The organism is Exiguobacterium sp. JMULE1, from assembly GCF_013337175.1.
GTDB classification, from domain to species: domain Bacteria; phylum Bacillota; class Bacilli; order Exiguobacteriales; family Exiguobacteriaceae; genus Exiguobacterium_A; species Exiguobacterium_A indicum.
Genome location: NZ_SGWC01000002.1, coordinates 365,937 through 384,460, shown reverse-complemented (window position 1 = coordinate 384,460; position 18,524 = coordinate 365,937). Strand labels below are relative to the sequence as shown.

Annotated in this window: 11 protein-coding genes, 3 rRNA genes and 3 riboswitches; all 14 genes read right to left on the bottom strand. The window is 49.0% G+C overall.

The genetic code is table 11. The annotated features are described in order from the left end of the window. Nucleotides 1-42: 42 nt before the first annotated feature. Entirely contained in the window at nt 43-1,338 is a 1,296-nt protein-coding gene (gene purB, locus EXW93_RS02200; RefSeq protein ID WP_035398969.1) for an adenylosuccinate lyase, read from the bottom strand. Further along, the gene (purK, locus tag EXW93_RS02195; RefSeq protein WP_174316004.1) at nt 1,335-2,438 is read right to left on the bottom strand and encodes a 5-(carboxyamino)imidazole ribonucleotide synthase; all 1,104 of its coding nucleotides are present in this window, start codon (nt 2,436-2,438) and stop codon (nt 1,335-1,337) included. Before purK ends, purB begins: the two co-directional genes overlap by 4 nt. Then, nucleotides 2,435-2,926, bottom strand: coding sequence for a 5-(carboxyamino)imidazole ribonucleotide mutase (gene purE / locus EXW93_RS02190; protein ID WP_023467065.1), 492 nt, complete (start codon nt 2,924-2,926; stop codon nt 2,435-2,437). Before purE ends, purK begins: the two co-directional genes overlap by 4 nt. 89 nt (nt 2,927-3,015) lie before the next feature. Further along, nucleotides 3,016-3,117: riboswitch (purine riboswitch) on the bottom strand. 209 nt (nt 3,118-3,326) lie between these two features. Then, entirely contained in the window at nt 3,327-3,524 is a 198-nt protein-coding gene (locus tag EXW93_RS02185) for an NETI motif-containing protein (RefSeq protein ID WP_023467064.1), read from the bottom strand. A 99-nt stretch (nt 3,525-3,623) separates the two neighbouring features. Beyond that, a 5S ribosomal RNA gene (gene rrf, locus EXW93_RS02180) occupies nt 3,624-3,739 on the bottom strand. A 46-nt stretch (nt 3,740-3,785) separates the two neighbouring features. Continuing rightward, a 23S ribosomal RNA gene (locus tag EXW93_RS02175) occupies nt 3,786-6,699 on the bottom strand. 166 nt (nt 6,700-6,865) lie between these two features. Next, nucleotides 6,866-8,427, bottom strand: a 16S ribosomal RNA gene (locus EXW93_RS02170). Together the 16S, 23S and 5S rRNA genes form the textbook arrangement of a ribosomal RNA operon. 318 nt (nt 8,428-8,745) lie before the next feature. Further along, entirely contained in the window at nt 8,746-9,657 is a 912-nt protein-coding gene (locus EXW93_RS02165) for a proline dehydrogenase family protein (protein WP_023467063.1), read from the bottom strand. A gap of 83 nt (nt 9,658-9,740) precedes the next feature. After that, nucleotides 9,741-11,045 (bottom strand): NCS2 family permease, encoded by a 1,305-nt coding sequence (locus EXW93_RS02160; RefSeq protein ID WP_035398981.1) that lies wholly within the window; start codon nt 11,043-11,045, stop codon nt 9,741-9,743. Nucleotides 11,046-11,180: 135 nt separating this feature from the next. Beyond that, a riboswitch (purine riboswitch) is annotated at nt 11,181-11,282 on the bottom strand. Between the two features lie 151 nt (nt 11,283-11,433). Beyond that, on the bottom strand, nt 11,434-11,967 hold the full coding sequence (locus tag EXW93_RS02155; protein WP_174316003.1) for a hypothetical protein: 534 nt from the start codon (nt 11,965-11,967) through the stop codon (nt 11,434-11,436). A 296-nt stretch (nt 11,968-12,263) separates the two neighbouring features. Continuing rightward, entirely contained in the window at nt 12,264-13,784 is a 1,521-nt protein-coding gene (gene guaA / locus EXW93_RS02150; RefSeq protein WP_051353615.1) for a glutamine-hydrolyzing GMP synthase, read from the bottom strand. Nucleotides 13,785-13,913: 129 nt separating this feature from the next. Further along, nucleotides 13,914-14,015, bottom strand: a riboswitch (purine riboswitch). A 40-nt stretch (nt 14,016-14,055) separates the two neighbouring features. Then, nucleotides 14,056-16,128, bottom strand: coding sequence for a transglutaminase TgpA family protein (locus EXW93_RS02145; protein WP_174316002.1), 2,073 nt, complete (start codon nt 16,126-16,128; stop codon nt 14,056-14,058). Then, entirely contained in the window at nt 16,125-17,207 is a 1,083-nt protein-coding gene (locus EXW93_RS02140; protein WP_023467046.1) for a DUF58 domain-containing protein, read from the bottom strand. Before EXW93_RS02140 ends, EXW93_RS02145 begins: the two co-directional genes overlap by 4 nt. Further along, complete coding sequence (locus EXW93_RS02135; protein WP_174316001.1) at nt 17,204-18,160, bottom strand: AAA family ATPase; 957 nt, start codon at nt 18,158-18,160, stop codon at nt 17,204-17,206. The genes EXW93_RS02140 and EXW93_RS02135 overlap by 4 nt, the downstream gene beginning before the upstream one ends. Nucleotides 18,161-18,524 lie beyond the last annotated feature (364 nt).

Here is an 18,524-nt window from a genome sequence, read left to right as displayed (position 1 = left end):
ATCCTAAGATGTAGACGGGGCAAGTGCCCCGTCTCAGGTTGATTAGTTCAAGCCACACCGTTCAAAGATTTCATCGACACGACTCGTATGATACGTCGGATCGAAACACGCATCGAGCTCTTCTTCTGTGAAAAGCTGTTGAATGTCCTGTTCTTGCCACAATAAGTCACGGAACATGATTTGTTCTTCCCACGCCTGCATCGCACGCGGTTGAACGAAATCATACGCTGCTTCACGCGACCAGCCTTTTTCGATTAAAGCGAGTAAGACATGTCCAGAGAAGATGACACCAAACGTCCGGTCCATGTTCCGCTTCATGTTGTCCGGGAAGACCGTCAAGTTCTTCACGATGTTTCCGAAACGGTTCAACATATAGTTGAGTAGTCCTGTCGCATCCGGAAGAATGATGCGTTCGGCCGAAGAATGCGAGATGTCACGTTCGTGCCAGAGTGAGACGTTCTCGTATGCCGTCACCATGTGTCCACGGATGACTCGAGCAAGACCTGTCATGTTCTCTGAACCGATCGGATTTCGCTTGTGCGGCATCGCCGATGATCCTTTTTGACCTTTAGCGAAGAATTCTTCGACTTCACGTGTTTCCGTTTTTTGCAGACCTCGGATTTCCGTTGCCATCTTTTCGATCGATGTCGCGATCAAAGCCAGTGTCGACATGTAGTGTGCATGACGATCACGTTGTAACGTTTGCGTGGAGACCGGAGCAGGCTTTGTCCCTAACTTTTCGCAGACATACTTTTCAATGAACGGATCGATGTTCGCGAATGTTCCGACGGCACCTGACATCTTGCCATATTCGACCGTCTCACGTGCTGCTTCGAAACGGACTTTGTTTCGTTTCATCTCTTCATACCAAAGCGCTAGTTTCAGACCGAACGTCGTCGGTTCTGCATGTACGCCATGTGTGCGTCCCATCATGACCGTATATTTATGTTCGTTCGCTTTGACTTTTAAGATGTCGATGAACCGATCGAGATCTGCAGCAAGAATGTCGTTTGCTTGCTTCAACAGATACGAGAGTGCTGTATCGACGACGTCCGTTGACGTGAGTCCGTAATGCACCCACTTGCGTTCTTCTCCGAGTGTTTCAGAGACGGCACGCGTAAAGGCGATGACATCATGACGTGTCTCTTGTTCGATCTCAAGGATGCGGTTGACATCAAATGAGGCATTGTCCCAAAGCAACTGGACGTCCTCTTTCGGGATGACACCTAGTTCACTCCATGCTTCACATGCAAGAATCTCGACTTTTAACCAAGCCTCGAATTTGTTTTGTTCGGTCCAGATTGCTTTCATCTCAGGACGTGTATACCGTTCGATCATTGAACTGTCTCCTTCCATATCGACAGGCGTTCGACTTCTGCCAAAGCATCGTCGACGGTATCCGCAAGAATGTTCAAATGTCCCATCTTGCGACCTGTCTTGGCTTCTGCTTTTCCATATAAGTGAACTTTCGTCCGAGCGTTTAGTCTCGGCAGTTCCTCGTATAATGCTGTGACATGCTGACCCAGGATGTTCGCCATGACGACCGGTGTCGTCAGACGGGTATCACCGAGTGGGAGACCACTGATGGCACGGATATGTTGCTCGAATTGGGATGTTTCGCAAGCATCAATCGAATAGTGACCCGAATTGTGTGGTCGGGGTGCTAGTTCATTGACGATTAGTCGAGAACCAACGACAAACAACTCGATGGCCAGTGTACCGATCAGCCCGACGGCATCCGCGATCGATTCAGCGAGCGCAATTGCTTCTTGTTCGAGCGATTCAGAAATGCGTGCCGGTACAATCGATAGATGCAAAATGTTCTCTTGGTGAATGTTCTCACTGACTGGGAAGACACGTGTTTCTGTTGCGCTTCGAGTGACGATGACGGAAATTTCCTGATCAAACGGTAACCACTGCTCCGCAACATACTCTGTCGGTTCGAATCGTTCGATTGCCGCTTGGAACTGTTCTTCCGTCCGGATGACGGTCTGTCCTTTTCCGTCATAGCCGAATCGTGCTGTCTTCAAGACGAACGGTAACCCGAGTCGCTGTTTTGCTTCCTCTAAGTCAGAAGGATGCGTCACCGGATAGTACGGAGCGACAGAGTGTCCAATGCGTTCAATCATCTCTTTTTCCCGTACCCGATGTTGCGTTTGAAAAAGGAGATCCGTTCCATGAATCAGTTTCGTCCCGATTGCTTCAGCGACTTCCGTTGAGATGTTCTCAAATTCGTAGGTGACGACATCTGATTCAGCTGCGAGCTGTTTGGCTGCCTCGACATCCGTGAAGGGAGCTTGGATATGTTGATCCGCCACTTGCGCACATGGTGCGTTGTCTGTTGGGTCGAGTGTCAAAATCTCAAAGCCCATCTCACGCGCCGACAGAGCCATCATTCGACCAAGTTGACCGCCGCCTAATATCCCGATTCGTTTCATAGCAGGTTCCCTCCAGATGCAATGACGTCTCCTTCTAGTTCGACTCGCATATGATCGAGCTTGCGGGCAAGTCGTTCATCTTGAATCGAGAGAATTTGAGCAGCTAGCAATCCGCCGTTTTTTGCGCCTGCTTCTCCGATGGCAACCGTTGCGACCGGTACGCCACCTGGCATTTGAACAATCGAGAGCAAGGAATCAATTCCTTGGAGCGCTCTACTCTTCACAGGAACACCGATGACGGGTAATGTCGTTTTAGCAGCGACCATGCCCGGTAGATGAGCAGCACCGCCTGCACCGGCAATGATGACCTTCAGTCCTCGTTCACGTGCTGATTCAGCATAACGAAACATTAGATCCGGTGTCCGGTGTGCGGAAACGACTTTCTTTTCGTATGGAATCTCAAGTTGCTCCAACACATCACATGTATGTTTCATCGTTTCCCAATCCGATTGACTTCCCATGATGACGCCGACTTCTACATTTCCCATCGCTGTTTCCTCCTTTGTGCATAAAAAAAGCCCAAACCACGGCTAAAAGGGTGGCTTAGGGTATAAAAAGGTACGCCAAAGAAATATCGACGAACATCCATATACCCCATAGTCCAACGATTTAGGGTCGTTGGGTAGAAACTTGCAAGCCATATCCCTGCTATTATACGAGGTGTTTATATTCAATCATCCTGTCACGACTTCATCTTAACAAGTCCATCCCAAGGCGTCAACCAAAGGCGAACAATTTAATTGTCTGAAAATTTATCGTTCGGTTTTAAAAGTAGTTTTTCTGATTTCATCTAGTGTCCATTCGGAGTTTATTTTCTTGAAAGGCATCACATGGAATCAAGCACTAAAAAAAGCACCCTCCACATGATTCGGAGGATGCTCTAGGCAGTTATTCGTTCTCTTTCACTTTGCAATCGAAGACGATTTGCTGACGAATTGGATACGGTTCGCCATTAGCGTCTAATCCAAAGATCGGTTCTTCTCGTCGGACCGTCGGGCGGTATCCCATGGCATCGATACGATCCAAACAGGCACCAATCGTCTCGTTCTCTTCGACGGCTACGCGTAGTTTCGTTTTTTTCGCCATATCCCTGTTCAGTCCCTTCATTAAAATGAATACATGTCTTTCTACAAAAAGACACAAAAAAGCGGCGGCCCTTGAGCGTATGCTCCAGAACCACCGTTTGCCTGGCAACGTCCTATCCTCACAGGGGGAAGCCCCCAACTACTTTCGGCGTTCAAGTGCTTAACTTCCGTGTTCGGCATGGGAACGGGTGTGACCACTTGGCTATCGTCACCAGACGACGGGCTCGCGCCCTCAAAACTGAAGTCATCAACAAGCATCTGCTAGAACAAGGCCTCGACCGATTAGTATCACTCAGCTCCACATGTCGCCATGCTTCCACCCGTGACCTATCTACCTCATCGTCTCTGAGGGGTCTTTCTTGATTACTCAAAGGGAAATCTCATCTTGGAGGGGGCTTCATGCTTAGATGCTTTCAGCATTTATCCCGTCCGCACGTAGCTACCCAGCGATGCTCCTGGCGGAACAACTGGTACACCAGCGGTGCGTCCATCCCGGTCCTCTCGTACTAAGGACAGCTCTCCTCAAATTTCCTGCGCCCACGACGGATAGGGACCGAACTGTCTCACGACGTTCTGAACCCAGCTCGCGTACCGCTTTAATGGGCGAACAGCCCAACCCTTGGGACCTACTCCAGCCCCAGGATGCGATGAGCCGACATCGAGGTGCCAAACCTCCCCGTCGATGTGGACTCTTGGGGGAGATCAGCCTGTTATCCCCAGGGTAGCTTTTATCCGTTGAGCGATGGCCCTTCCATGCGGAACCACCGGATCACTAAGCCCGACTTTCGTCCCTGCTCGACTTGTAGGTCTCGCAGTCAAGCTCCCTTCTGCCTTTGCGCTCTACGAATGATTTCCAACCATTCTGAGGGAACCTTTGGGCGCCTCCGTTACTGTTTAGGAGGCGACCGCCCCAGTCAAACTACCCGCCTGACACGGTCCTCCAGCCGGATTACGGCTGCGAGTTAGAGACTCTATGCATGAAGGGCGGTATCCCAAGGGTGACTCCTCCGAAGCTGGCGCTCCGGGCTCGACGTCTCCCGCCTATCCTGTACATCATGCACAAAGCCTCAATATCAGGCTGTAGTAAAGCTCCATGGGGTCTTTCCGTCCTGTCGCGGGTAACCTGCATCTTCACAGGTACTATGATTTCACCGGGTCTCTCGTTGAGACAGTGCCCAAATCGTTACGCCTTTCGTGCGGGTCGGAACTTACCCGACAAGGAATTTCGCTACCTTAGGACCGTTATAGTTACGGCCGCCGTTTACTGGGGCTTCGGTTCAAAGCTTCGCTTGCGCTAACCCATCCCCTTAACCTTCCAGCACCGGGCAGGCGTCAGCCCCTATACGTCATCTTGCGATTTAGCAGAGACCTGTGTTTTTGCTAAACAGTCGTTTGGGCCTATTCACTGCGGCTCTACTCATGTAGAGCGTCCCTTCTCCCGAAGTTACGGGACCATTTTGCCGAGTTCCTTAACGAGAGTTATCCCGCGCGTCTTAGAATTCTCATCTCGCCTACCTGTGTCGGTTTACGGTACTGGCGCCTTCCCCCTCACTAGAGGCTTTTCTTGGCAGTGTGAAATCGTGACCTACGTCCCTACGGGACTCCGCATCGTTCCTTGACTTTGGTGCCTGACGGATTTGCCAATCAGACGGTCTTGAAACTTGCACATGCACTTCCATCCGCATGCGTCACTATCCTCCTGCGTCCCCCCATTGTTCAAACGGTGGATCGGCGGTACAGGAATATCAACCTGTTATCCATCGCCTACGCCTTTCGGCCTCGGCTTAGGTCCAGACTAACCCTGAGCGGACGAGCCTTCCTCAGGAAACCTTGGGCTTTCGACGGAGGGGATTCTCACCCCTCTTTTCGCTACTCACACCGGCATTCTCACTTCCAAACGCTCCACTGCTCCTTCCGGTACAGCTTCACAGCGGTTTGGAACGCTCCCCTACCATTCCTTACGGAATCCGCAGCTTCGGTGGTATGTTTAGCCCCGTTACATTTTCGGCGCGGCGCCACTCGACTAGTGAGCTATTACGCACTCTTTGAATGGTGGCTGCTTCTAAGCCAACATCCTAGCTGTCTAGGCAGCGCCACATCCTTTTCCACTTAACATACACTTTGGGACCTTAGCTGGCGGTCTGGGCTGTTTCCCTCTTGACTACGGATCTTATCACTCGCAGTCTGACTCCCGAGTATAAGTTGCTGGCATTCGGAGTTTAACTGAATTCGGTAACCCTGTGGGGGCCCCTAGTCCAATCAGTGCTCTACCTCCAGAACTCTCAACCTCGAGGCTAGCCCTAAAGCTATTTCGGGGAGAACCAGCTATCTCCAGGTTCGATTGGCATTTCACCGCTACCCACACCTCATCCCCGCACTTTTCAACGTGCGTGGGTTCGGACCTCCAGTCAGTGTTACCTGACCTTCATCCTGGACATGGGTAGATCACCTGGTTTCGGGTCTACGACAACGCACTGAACGCCCTGTTCAGACTCGCTTTCGCTACGGCTCCGCCTCATCGGCTTAACCTCGCGCGTTATCGTAACTCGCCGGTTCATTCTACAAAAGGCACGCCATCACCCGTTAACGGGCTCTGACTACTTGTAGGCATACGGTTTCAGGATCTATTTCACTCCCCTTCCGGGGTGCTTTTCACCTTTCCCTCACGGTACTGGTTCACTATCGGTCACTAGGGAGTATTTAGCCTTGGGAGATGGTCCTCCCGGATTCCGACGGGGTTTCACGTGTCCCGCCGTACTCAGGATCCACTCTGGAGGGAAAACAGTTTCAGCTACAGGGCTGTCACCTTCTTCGGCCGACCTTTCCAGGTCCTTCACCTACTGTCTTCCTTTTTGACTCCGTGTAGAGTGTCCTACAACCCCGAAGAGCATGCTCTCCGGTTTGGGCTGTTCCCGTTTCGCTCGCCGCTACTCAGGGAATCGCATTTGCTTTCTCTTCCTCCGGGTACTTAGATGTTTCAGTTCCCCGGGTCTGCCTCACGCTACACTATGTATTCATGTAACATGTCCCATCCCATTACAGATGGTGGGTTCCCCCATTCGGAAATCTTCGGATCAAAGCATACTTACTGCTCCCCGAAGCATATCGCTGTTCGTCGCGTCCTTCATCGGCTCCTAGTGCCAAGGCATCCACCGTACGCCCTTCATACCTTGATCTAGCGTTGGTATTCTAAGAACACACGTCTAATGACATGGTTAATTAAAAGTTTGATGTCTTGTTGATGTCTTCAGTTTTCAAGGTGCGAGTGTCTCTTTCGAGACGTGAGAGACGAGCTCTCAAAACTGAACGATGGGCATGTCCCGTAAGGGACGTTTTCCTTAGAAAGGAGGTGATCCAGCCGCACCTTCCGATACGGCTACCTTGTTACGACTTCACCCCAATCATCTACCCCACCTTCGACGGCTGGCTCCTTGCGGTTACCTCACCGGCTTCGGGTGTTGCAAACTCTCGTGGTGTGACGGGCGGTGTGTACAAGACCCGGGAACGTATTCACCGCAGTATGCTGACCTGCGATTACTAGCGATTCCGACTTCATGCAGGCGAGTTGCAGCCTGCAATCCGAACTGGGAACGGCTTTATGGGATTGGCTCCACCTCGCGGTCTCGCTGCCCTTTGTACCGTCCATTGTAGCACGTGTGTAGCCCAACTCATAAGGGGCATGATGATTTGACGTCATCCCCACCTTCCTCCGGTTTGTCACCGGCAGTCTCCCTAGAGTGCCCAACCAAATGCTGGCAACTAAGGATAGGGGTTGCGCTCGTTGCGGGACTTAACCCAACATCTCACGACACGAGCTGACGACAACCATGCACCACCTGTCACCATTGTCCCCGAAGGGAAAACTTGATCTCTCAAGCGGTCAATGGGATGTCAAGAGTTGGTAAGGTTCTTCGCGTTGCTTCGAATTAAACCACATGCTCCACCGCTTGTGCGGGTCCCCGTCAATTCCTTTGAGTTTCAGCCTTGCGGCCGTACTCCCCAGGCGGAGTGCTTAATGCGTTAGCTTCAGCACTGAGGGGCGGAAACCCCCCAACACCTAGCACTCATCGTTTACGGCGTGGACTACCAGGGTATCTAATCCTGTTTGCTCCCCACGCTTTCGCGCCTCAGCGTCAGTTACAGACCAAAGAGTCGCCTTCGCCACTGGTGTTCCTCCACATCTCTACGCATTTCACCGCTACACGTGGAATTCCACTCTTCTCTTCTGTACTCAAGCCTTCCAGTTTCCAATGGCCCTCCCCGGTTGAGCCGGGGGCTTTCACATCAGACTTAAAAGGCCGCCTGCGCGCGCTTTACGCCCAATAATTCCGGACAACGCTTGCCACCTACGTATTACCGCGGCTGCTGGCACGTAGTTAGCCGTGGCTTTCTCGTAAGGTACCGTCAAGGTACGAGCATTCCCTCTCGTACGTGTTCTTCCCTTACAACAGAGTTTTACGATCCGAAAACCTTCATCACTCACGCGGCGTTGCTCCATCAGACTTTCGTCCATTGTGGAAGATTCCCTACTGCTGCCTCCCGTAGGAGTCTGGGCCGTGTCTCAGTCCCAGTGTGGCCGATCACCCTCTCAGGTCGGCTATGCATCGTCGCCTTGGTGGGCCGTTACCCCACCAACTAGCTAATGCACCGCAAGGCCATCTCAAGGTGACGCCGGAGCGCCTTTCATCAGCGGACCATGCGGTCCGTTGAACTATCCGGTATTAGCTCCGATTTCTCGGAGTTATCCCAATCCTTGAGGCAGGTTCCTTACGTGTTACTCACCCGTCCGCCGCTCATTCCGCTGCCTTCCCTCCGAAGAGTTCCGTCAGTTTCCTGCGCTCGACTTGCATGTATTAGGCACGCCGCCAGCGTTCGTCCTGAGCCAGGATCAAACTCTCCATGAAGTGTTTGACTTGCTCGTTGTGTGACCGAAGTCACGATTGACGAAGCTTGCGCTTCATTCGTTTTTGTATTCCGTAGAATACGATTTTTGCCTCATCGTTCAGTTTTCAAAGTTCGTCTGCCGCCTTAGCGACTTTAATAGATTAACAGGTTGTTTTGATTATGTCAACCATGCTTTTTAAAAAACTTTTCAGCCCCAACGAACCGTTTATAAAAGGCGTCTCGCTGGAACATTTATTAATATAACAACAAAATTCGACAAACACAAGCATTATTTTAAAAAAACTTTGCAAAGAGTTTAAATCCTCTTCGCAAAGTCTTTACCTTCTTAACATGGCTCCTACTGTAAACGCGATATTCGCTGGGCGTTCTGCTAACCGTCTCATCAAATACGTATACCAGTCCACACCATGCGGAACGTAGATAACGACACGATACCCTTGTCGAACTAACTCTTGTTGTCGTTTCGGTCGCATGCCTTGAAGCATTTGAAATTCAAACCGTGATGGATCAATCTGTTTCATTTGAGCAAAGTCAATGATTTGCTGGATGATCTGTTCATCATGTGTCGCGATTTGCGTGTAGTTCCCATTTAACAAATTAACTTTTACTAATTGAAGGTATGTCTCATCTACTGTCTTCTTCGGTTGAATATAGATTTCATCGTCTCCATCGTATGCCCCTTTGACGATACGTACTGTTGCCTGAAGACGTTCTAGATCAAAACGACTACGGAATACATTTGCCTGTAGCGCAATTCCGACGTTTGGATAATGTTCATGTACGCGTTCGAATACTCGAACGATCGACTCGACCATCATCGCTTCTTCCATGTTGACTGTCACGCGCATGTTTCTCTGATAGGCAATCTCTGCAATACGACTCAACTGTTGATAGGCGATATCCGGATCGATTCTTAATCCGATCGATGTTAGCTTTAGAGATACTTGTGCGTCTAGACCATGTTCTTTGATTTGCCCGATGACTTTAATACATTCATTTGCGATGTCTACCGCGTCCTGCTCTGTCTCAATGAACTCTCCTAGACAATCCACTGTAGCGGCTCGTCCATCTTGATTAAATTGTTTCACGGTATCGAGGGTCTCTTCTGCGCCCTGTCCTCCGACGAATAATGTTCCACCAAGCGGCAATCCGACTTTTTTCGCTAATTGAATCAACAGTCTATTCTCAGCCAAGTATTCGAATACAGCTCCAGTAATCTGCTGTAACATCTGAATCACCCTCTCTCTTCTCCCTTACCCTCTCCCAATAAAAAAACGTCTTTCTTCTATATAGAAGAAAGACGCAGTTTGGATTAATGCAACCAGATAAAGTAACCGAGGAATCCGAGTGACAACACGTACATGATTGGGTGCACTTCTTTTGCTCGTCCTTTCGCGATCATCGTGACCGGATAGAAGAGGAAACCGAATGCAATCCCTGTTGCGATTGAATACGTCAACGGCATCATGATGACGGTCAAGAAAGCGGGAACCGCATACTCGAATTTTTTCCAATCGATTTGGAGCAGTGAAGCTGCCATCAACACACCAACGATGATCAATGCGGGTGCTGTGACCGGTGCGGTGATGATTGCGAGCAATGGTGAGAAGAATAAAGCGAGACCGAAGAATAAAGCTGTGACGATCGCCGTCATTCCTGAACGACCACCTGCTGCAACCCCTGCACTTGATTCGATGTAAGAAACCGTCGTCGACGTTCCAAGGATCGAACCTGCTACTGTTGCTGTTGAATCAGCGATCAATGCGCGACCAGCGCGTGGTACTTTATTTTCTTTGATCAGACCGGCTTGGTTTGCTACCGCAACCAGTGTACCTGCTGTATCAAAGAAATCAACGAAGAAGAAAGTTAAGATGACGATCATCATTTGAACCGTGAAGATTTCATCGAAGTGAAGGAATGCTTGTCCAAATGTAGGTGCGATGCTTGGTGGTGCTGAAATGACTTCACCAAGACTTGTTGGAATCGGAATCAAACCGAAGATCATTCCAGCGACTGCCGTTAGGATCATTCCGAAGAAGATCGCCCCTTTGACACCACGCGTCATTAGGACCGCAGATACGACAAGACCAAATACCGCGAGAAGCGTTGTTCCTTTACTTAAATCACCAAGCGAGACGAGTGTTGCTTCATTCGCCACGACGAGACCACCTGTTTTTAATCCGATGAACGCGATGAACAATCCGATACCTGCTGCAACTGCCATTTTCAATGGTTCTGGAATCGCATTGATTATCATCTCACGAATACCTGAAGCTGTTAATACCATGAAGACGAGACCTGAGACGAGAACGCCTGAAAGTGCGGTTTGCCATGGAATACCCATTCCGATGACGACGCTGTAGGCGAAGAAAGCATTTAGTCCCATTCCTGGTGCGAGCGCGATTGGATAGTTCGCCAGTAATCCCATCGTAACGGAACCGATGATCGCAACGAGTGCTGTGGCACCGAAGACTGCTCCTGCGTCCATTCCTGCTTCGGCTAATGTATTCGGATTAACGAATAAGATATACGCCATCGCGAAGAATGTTGTCATGCCGGCGATGAACTCTGTACGCATGTTCGTACCAAGCCCATTGAAATCAAAGAAACGCGCAATCGCATTTTCTTTTGCTTTCGGTTGGTGTGGCTGTTTCAATTGTGTGCTCATGATTGCCTTCCTTCCAAATAAGCCGTCTCCTTGAAAACAAAAAACGGCCCTTACCTAAGCGGTAAAAGCCGTTTCAATAAGCGCACGATGCTGCGTGTGCGCCGTAGTAGGAACCTTTACGGTGTTCCTGTAGAGACTTCCGGGCCCTATCCCCAGAATTATACGGCATTATTTATGTTTTTTTAGTGGTATGAAAAATAAGAACAGACACATCGTAGCACGGTCAAATTCATGGGTCAACCATAAAAGCGAAATTTAACTACTTATTTTATCCGAACGTTCGGTTTTGAAAACGGTTTTTTGAAGGCTATTTCATGATTGTTAGAAATCAGCCCTATCACTGAGCGTATATACTCTTAAAGTAGTCGGATAATAGTCCCTCTCCTTTAAAACGATCCTCTAAAACATTCTGTACCTGTTGCAATTCATTTTCACGTGTTCCGTAAGCATTTGAGAACGATCCAAGATAAGAATAAGCATAAATTGCTTCATTCGGACATAATTCATGAGCACGTCGTAACATGGATGCGCCTTTTTCTTCCCACTCGTTGTACTCTCCAAAATAATAAGGGGTCATCGAAACCATATAACCAAAACACCATAGAAAGTCCTCATGGTTCATAAAATGACGTAAACCATCATGTGTAACTTCCTTTAGTAAAGATTCTAATTCCTCAATATCTATATTGTTCTCTGTAATTCCCAATGGTCCATGTTCAAAGGAGACGTACCAACAAAAAAAGCCCAGTCGAATGACTGTTTTGAGATCTTCGGGATGTTGTCTCCAAGAATTCAAAAGATATCGTTTAGCTTCATTCCATTTTTCTTGTTTTTCTAATTGATCAACTTCAATCCATGTCCAGTCTATCATGAGGCAGTATCCCTTTTTTCCATTAGATGATGTATTCCATAATACAGGAAGAGTCCACACATCTCAGCAAACTAGAACTAAAGTACCTAAATTCGTCGGTTTAGTTTAAAAACGTCCAACGGTTTCATAATTTCGTTCACAAAAAGCCCCCTTCCATTCACAAATAATGTGAACAAAAGAGAGCTTCATTTTGAAATAAAGTGGTTGAAGGTGAAACAGACTTACTTTCACCTATCCCCTTTAAATCGTTGATACCACAAGCTTCATGAGACGAATCGTCTCAGTAAGCCCAGTACTTATTCCCACTCAATCGTTGAAGGTGGTTTCGACGTCACATCGTACAGGACACGGTTAACGTTCTGGACTTCGTTGACGATTCGAACCGAGATCTTCTCGAGCACGTCCCATGGGATACGCGCCCAGTCCGATGTCATTCCGTCAATTGACGTGACAGCGCGGATTCCGACCGCATAGTCGTATGTCCGCTCATCGCCCATGACACCAACCGAACGGATTGGAGGAAGGACTGTGAAGTATTGCCAGATTTCGCGCTCGAGTCCAGCTTTTTTAATTTCATCACGAAGAATGAAATCAGATTCGCGGACGATTTCGAGTTTCTCATCTGTGATTTCACCGAGGACACGAATTCCGAGACCTGGTCCTGGGAACGGCTGACGCCACACGATTTCATCGGAAAGACCGAGTTCTTTCCCGAGTTCACGGACTTCATCCTTGAACAACGTGTTGATCGGCTCGATCAATTCAAACTGCATGTCTTCCGGCAATCCACCGACGTTGTGGTGTGACTTGATCGTTTGTGCCGTATCCGTACCACTCTCGATGATATCTGTGTAGAGCGTACCTTGGGCAAGGAAGTCCATGTCCGTTAGTTTTGAAGCTTCTTCATCAAAGACGTAGACGAACTCGTTGCCGATGATTTTACGTTTCTGCTCTGGATCTGAGATACCACGGAGTTTGTCGAGGAAACGGTCCTGGGCATCAATCTTGATGACGTTCATGTGGAAGTGATCCGCGAATGTCTTCATGACGCTCTCCGCTTCACCCTTACGCAGTAAACCGTGATCGACGAACATACATGTCAATTGATCACCGATTGCTTTGTGAATCAAGGCTGCGACGACAGACGAGTCGACACCACCAGAAAGTGCACAGAGGACTTTTTTGTCGCCGACTTGTTCTTGAATCTTCGCTACTTCGATTTCGATGAAGTTCTCCATCGACCAATCGCCTGCACATTTACAGACTTCAAAGAGGAAGTTCTTGAGCAATTCTTTTCCGAAGACCGTATGGTTCACTTCCGGGTGATACTGCACACCGTACATTTTCAATTCTTCGTTCTTGATCGAAGCGATCGGACATGACACGTTCGTTCCATCGACGACGAATCCGTTTGGCACAGATGTGACGAGGTCGCTGTGGCTCATCCAGACCGTTTGTTCAAGCGGTAGGTTCGCATACATCGGTGACGGGTCTTGTAACGTCAATGTGGCTTTTCCATATTCACGATGTCCCGCACGTTCTACTGTTCCGCCGAAATGTTGTGACATGAGCTGCATGCCGTAACAGATCCCGAAGATTGGAATACCGAGGTCGAAGATTTCTGGGTCACACCGGTACGCATCCTCTGCGTAGACGCTACGTGGACCACCTGAGAAGATGATACCAGCAGGTGCGATTTCCTTTACTTCTGCTGCAGTGATTTTATGCGAATGCAATTCACTATAGACACCAAGGTCCCGAATACGACGTGTGATCAATTGATTGTACTGTCCTCCAAAATCGAGGACGAGAATCATTTCCTGGTCCAAATGTGCTTCCAAATCTGTTCCCGCCTTTCTGATTTCATGCGCACCCTATGAAAAAAGCCCACTCTTCGCCCATGGATAAAATGGAAAAAGAGCAGGCCGCTTCACAAAAAAATGTATACGAAGGGTCTGCTCCTTCATAGTCAGGTCGTTTAAGGTGACCCGGTAGAGACTCTCGCGCCATATTCGCGAGTATATACAAAGGAGATTGCATGTGTGTGATTTACGTTGTTCCCATTGTAACTGTATCGTTTCGTAAATATCAACCCTCTACATGACGAATGATATTTTCGAAATATTCACGTTTTTTCTCGGCAGATAATGATTCTCCACCATAGACCATCCGTTCGTAAGCATCCGTCAACGGTCGCATCGCGTACGTCTCGTAGTACCCATCGACTTCGTGAGCGAGTTCCGCAAGCGTCCGACCATCTTGATAATGGAATCCTTTTTTATCAAGACGTCGCAAGAGGTACCGGTACATCCGTCGGAATCCTTCTGGTCGCTCGATTTGTCTCCGGAAGAAGAGAATCGCGAGTGTTCGAATGATTGGTTTTCGGAACAGGTAAAGGAACAAGAGAGCGAGTGCCGTCATAAGGATTGGCCAAAACGGAATTGACTTCTGCTCCGTCTGTCCGGCGCTAGTCGTCTGTTCTTCGTCGAGAAGATTTTCCTGCGGACGATTTGGTGTCGTCGTCTCTGTATTATTTTCTGTTTCGCGTTGTGGATTTGTTTGCTCCGTCTCGTTGTTCGTTTCTCGGTCAATCGTATATTGACCTGCTCCGTCGAAGCTAACAGTCGGCTCAAGCGGTACCCAGCCTGGTCCTTCAATGTAGACTTCGACCCACGAGTGGGCATTTTTATTTCGTACCGTATAACTGGTCACGGCGGAGCCGATGACATCGGACTCGCCTCCCGTGAACCCTTTTACCCAGCGTGCGGGTAATCCAGCTGCCCGAAGCAACACAGCGGCGGACGTCGAGAAGTTATCACAGTATCCGAGCTTCGTTTCGAACAGGAATTGATCGACGTAATCTTGATTTTCTCCTGGTACGGCGACTTCCTCCGTATTATATTCGAAGTTTTCTTCTTCGAAATAGTTTTCAATCGCTCGCGCCTTGTCCCACGGTGTTTCTTCACCCTCAACGATTTGATTCGCTAAATCACGGACACGTTGTGGTAATCCATCTGGTAGCTGCAGGTACCGACGTGTGTCATCCGCTGATAAATCGAGCGGCTCATCTGTCTGTAACTGCTCTTCTGTGAAGAGTGGATAGGCATATTCGATTTGATAGTTGCGCTGCTGATTCGTATCGTCGAGATACGAGATTTTTTGATTCTCAGGATCAACCAGTACATTTTGTCGTTGCTGGTCGACCGTCAACCGAACATTATCACCATTGTACGGAACGAACGGCAGTTCACGTGCCATCTCAAACGTTGCCGTCTCATTTCTTGTCTTGACCTCTTTTCCGAAATGCGAGAAGAAACCACGCGCATCGATTTCCGGATTCGATTCCGACAGCACCCACCCCTTGCCGGTATAGATATCTTTCGTCTCGACTCGCCAGTAGCGGTTCCCTTCACTTTCGACTTGGAAAACTTCTCGATCGTCCATCTGGAACGGTCCACCGAGTTGCTCATCATTGTTACCGTAGCCGACCTTTTGAATCGCATTTGACGGCTCTCCTTCACCTTCAAGACCGGACGTCAAATCGTACCAACTGTCTTGCCATGTCGCATTGATGACAGGACTTTGGACAGCAGCGACGATGACAGCACCCATGATGAATAAAGCACTCAGCGGACGAACGTAAGAAGCGCGCGGTCGTTCGTTAACTTCCGTCGCATAGAGTAATAATAAAGATAGAATGATCGGATAGAAAATGAACGTCTCTCCCGAATAATCCGTCCACGTATCGCAATAGGCGATAAATCCGATGACACCGAAGGCAAGACCAAACACAAATCCGCGATTCGGGAATGTCCGCCGTGCTAAATAAGCGATCAAGAAACTGATCAGTCCGATCGAAAGTGCAAAGGCTGGTCGTCCCGGTAACTCACCATTGATGACACTTTGAACATCTGAGCTGATTTCCGTAAAGATGCCCCATGGTGCTGCTCCCGGCGTCAAAATCAAATAAAACGATAGGAGTAGTCCACCGAGACTTCCGAGTAAAAAGTAACGCCGCGATAGATGCGACAACAGCAACGGCAGAAACAGCATCGGTAAGAAGGACCAAAGATGTTCAAACGTCGTCAGTTCGAGAAGTGGTGGCATGAAACACGTCAGGACGGATGCCGCGATGGCGTTCCAAATCAAGCGTCGCATCATCGCACTCCCCTCCGTTCTGGTGTATAGACATGAACGGTGGCTTCTTGATTAATCTTCGAAATCCATAGTTCATTGTTCGATTCAAGATCCGGTGTGATGAAAAGGACGTTCCCGCTCAATCGAAGTGCCTTAGACGAGTACTCCCATGACTCGATGAACGTCCGCGTCCGACTCGGTTGCGCCGTCATCAAGTAATGCGTCAGTTTCGCACCCTCGAGTGGTAATGATAACGATTGAACAGCATGTCCGACGAGGTGAATGCGGTAGCTCAGCCGTCTTTTATTTAGCTGATCCGTCGCTTCTGCCAGCATCGAGATGACGCGTTCGAAAGCTTCACCCGCTTCCGTCCCCTCATCAAAGACGATCGTCGTCTCCCGTTCCTGCTCTCGTTCAAACGTTTTCGTCATTAAACCTTGGCGTTTTGCCGTCGCTTTCCAGTCAATCTGATTCATCCGGTCACCACTGACGTATTCTCGGACACCAACGACAGTAAAGGACGACTGACGAAGATCAAGCGACACAGGGGAGATTCCCCCATCGCCGCGATCCTCCTCATGCGGAAGTTGAACGGCAAGGCGTGCCGGTTCAATCGCAAGATACGTTTCGACCGGAAACATCCGCTTTCGCTTGAACAGCCCGAACGGATCCGTAATTTCAACGATACAGCCAGGAATCTGATACACGCCTCGACGAATCGATGGAATCGTGTAGTCGATATGCTCTGTCTTCCGGTAGTGGGCACGGAGCGGACGGCTAATATCGAGTTTTTCTTCGCTGAGTTCGTTTGGAATCGCCTCCGTCACCTCGACGGCTCCGACAAGGAACGGGAAACGCCGGCGAACCCGTAAGGAAACCGGGATATCCGTTCCAGCAACGAGCATCTTATTCGATACTTCACGCGTCGCCAGTGCCTGCGTGACGGGCCAAACGAGGAAGAGCGTCCAGTAGACGGTCAAACCCGCCATGACATAAAACAGCAAGGAAGCGACATTTCCGCCATCGACGCGCGCATATGTCCATAAGGCAACCGTCGTCAAAAGGAGTACAGCGTAACGCCAACCAATTTGCCACTTCGTCATAGGGACTCCACGTCTTGTTGGATTGGTACAGCAACCTCTTTTTTGATTTGTTCTAAAATCCGTTCTGACGATTGACCGTGATAACGCGCGTCCGCTGTCAAAATCAAGCGGTGTGACAGGACCGGAATCAAGAGATGTTTGACATCATCCGGTAAGACGAAACTGCGTCCTTCCATGTATGCCCACGCTTGCGCGACTTTCATCAAAGCGATCGAAGAACGGGGACTCGCGCCGAGATAAAGTGAACCGTTCGTCCGGGTCGCTTGGACGAGATGGACGATATATTTTTTGACGGGCTGTGAGACATGGACGTTCTTGACATCTTCTTTCATCTGGAGCAATTGCTCGCGACCAATCACCGCTTCGAGCGTTTCAATTGGTTCATCCCGTTCGAAACGTGTCAGTAGCTTCATTTCCTGGTGGAAATCAGGATAACCCATTTTGACTTTGACGAGAAAACGGTCGAGTTGTGCTTCTGGTAACGGATACGTTCCTTCGTGTTCGATCGGATTTTGTGTCGCCATGACGAAAAAGGGATTCGGAAGCGTATGAATCTCACCATCGACGGTGACGTTCGCTTCCGCCATTCCCTCGAGTAAGGCAGATTGAGTTTTTGGTGATGTTCGGTTGATTTCATCGGCTAAGACGATGTTTCCCATTAAAGGACCCGGTCTATATTCGAATTGGCTAGTTTTCTGATTATACATCGATACACCCGTCAAATCTGACGGAAGTAGGTCTGGCGTGAACTGAACACGTTTGAAGGTCAACCCGATCGATCGGCTGAACGCACGAACGAGCATCGTCTTCCCGACTCCCGGTACGTCTTCTAATAGGACGTGACCGCCCGCTAGTAATGCTGCCAATGATTGTGTGATGACATCTTCCTTACCAATGATGACTTTCTCTACGTTGTCGATAATCGCTTGAATCTCCTTAGTGTATGTTCGCATTGTCAGGCCCCTTGCTCTCGTAGTAGTTGAATTTTCTGACTTTTTATATCATCTCATATTCCGCTACGCTTTTAAAGAAATACGAGCAGTTTCTAGCACATGAAAAAGGGGGAACGCCGTAGCGTTTCCCCCTTATTTGTTTCAGGAACGAACACATGCCGTGATCCGTTCTTGAACCGTGCAGTTGCACGTAAAACACGAATACATCCGTGTCAATGGACAACGTTCGTCAAGTCCGGTGATCCTCTTCTTTCAGAAGCGACATGCGATCGTTCCCTCTACATTGGTAATCATTCATGTGCATCACCATCCTTTCATATATTGAATATTACCGAATATGTTATAAACGAAACGTCGAATTTTA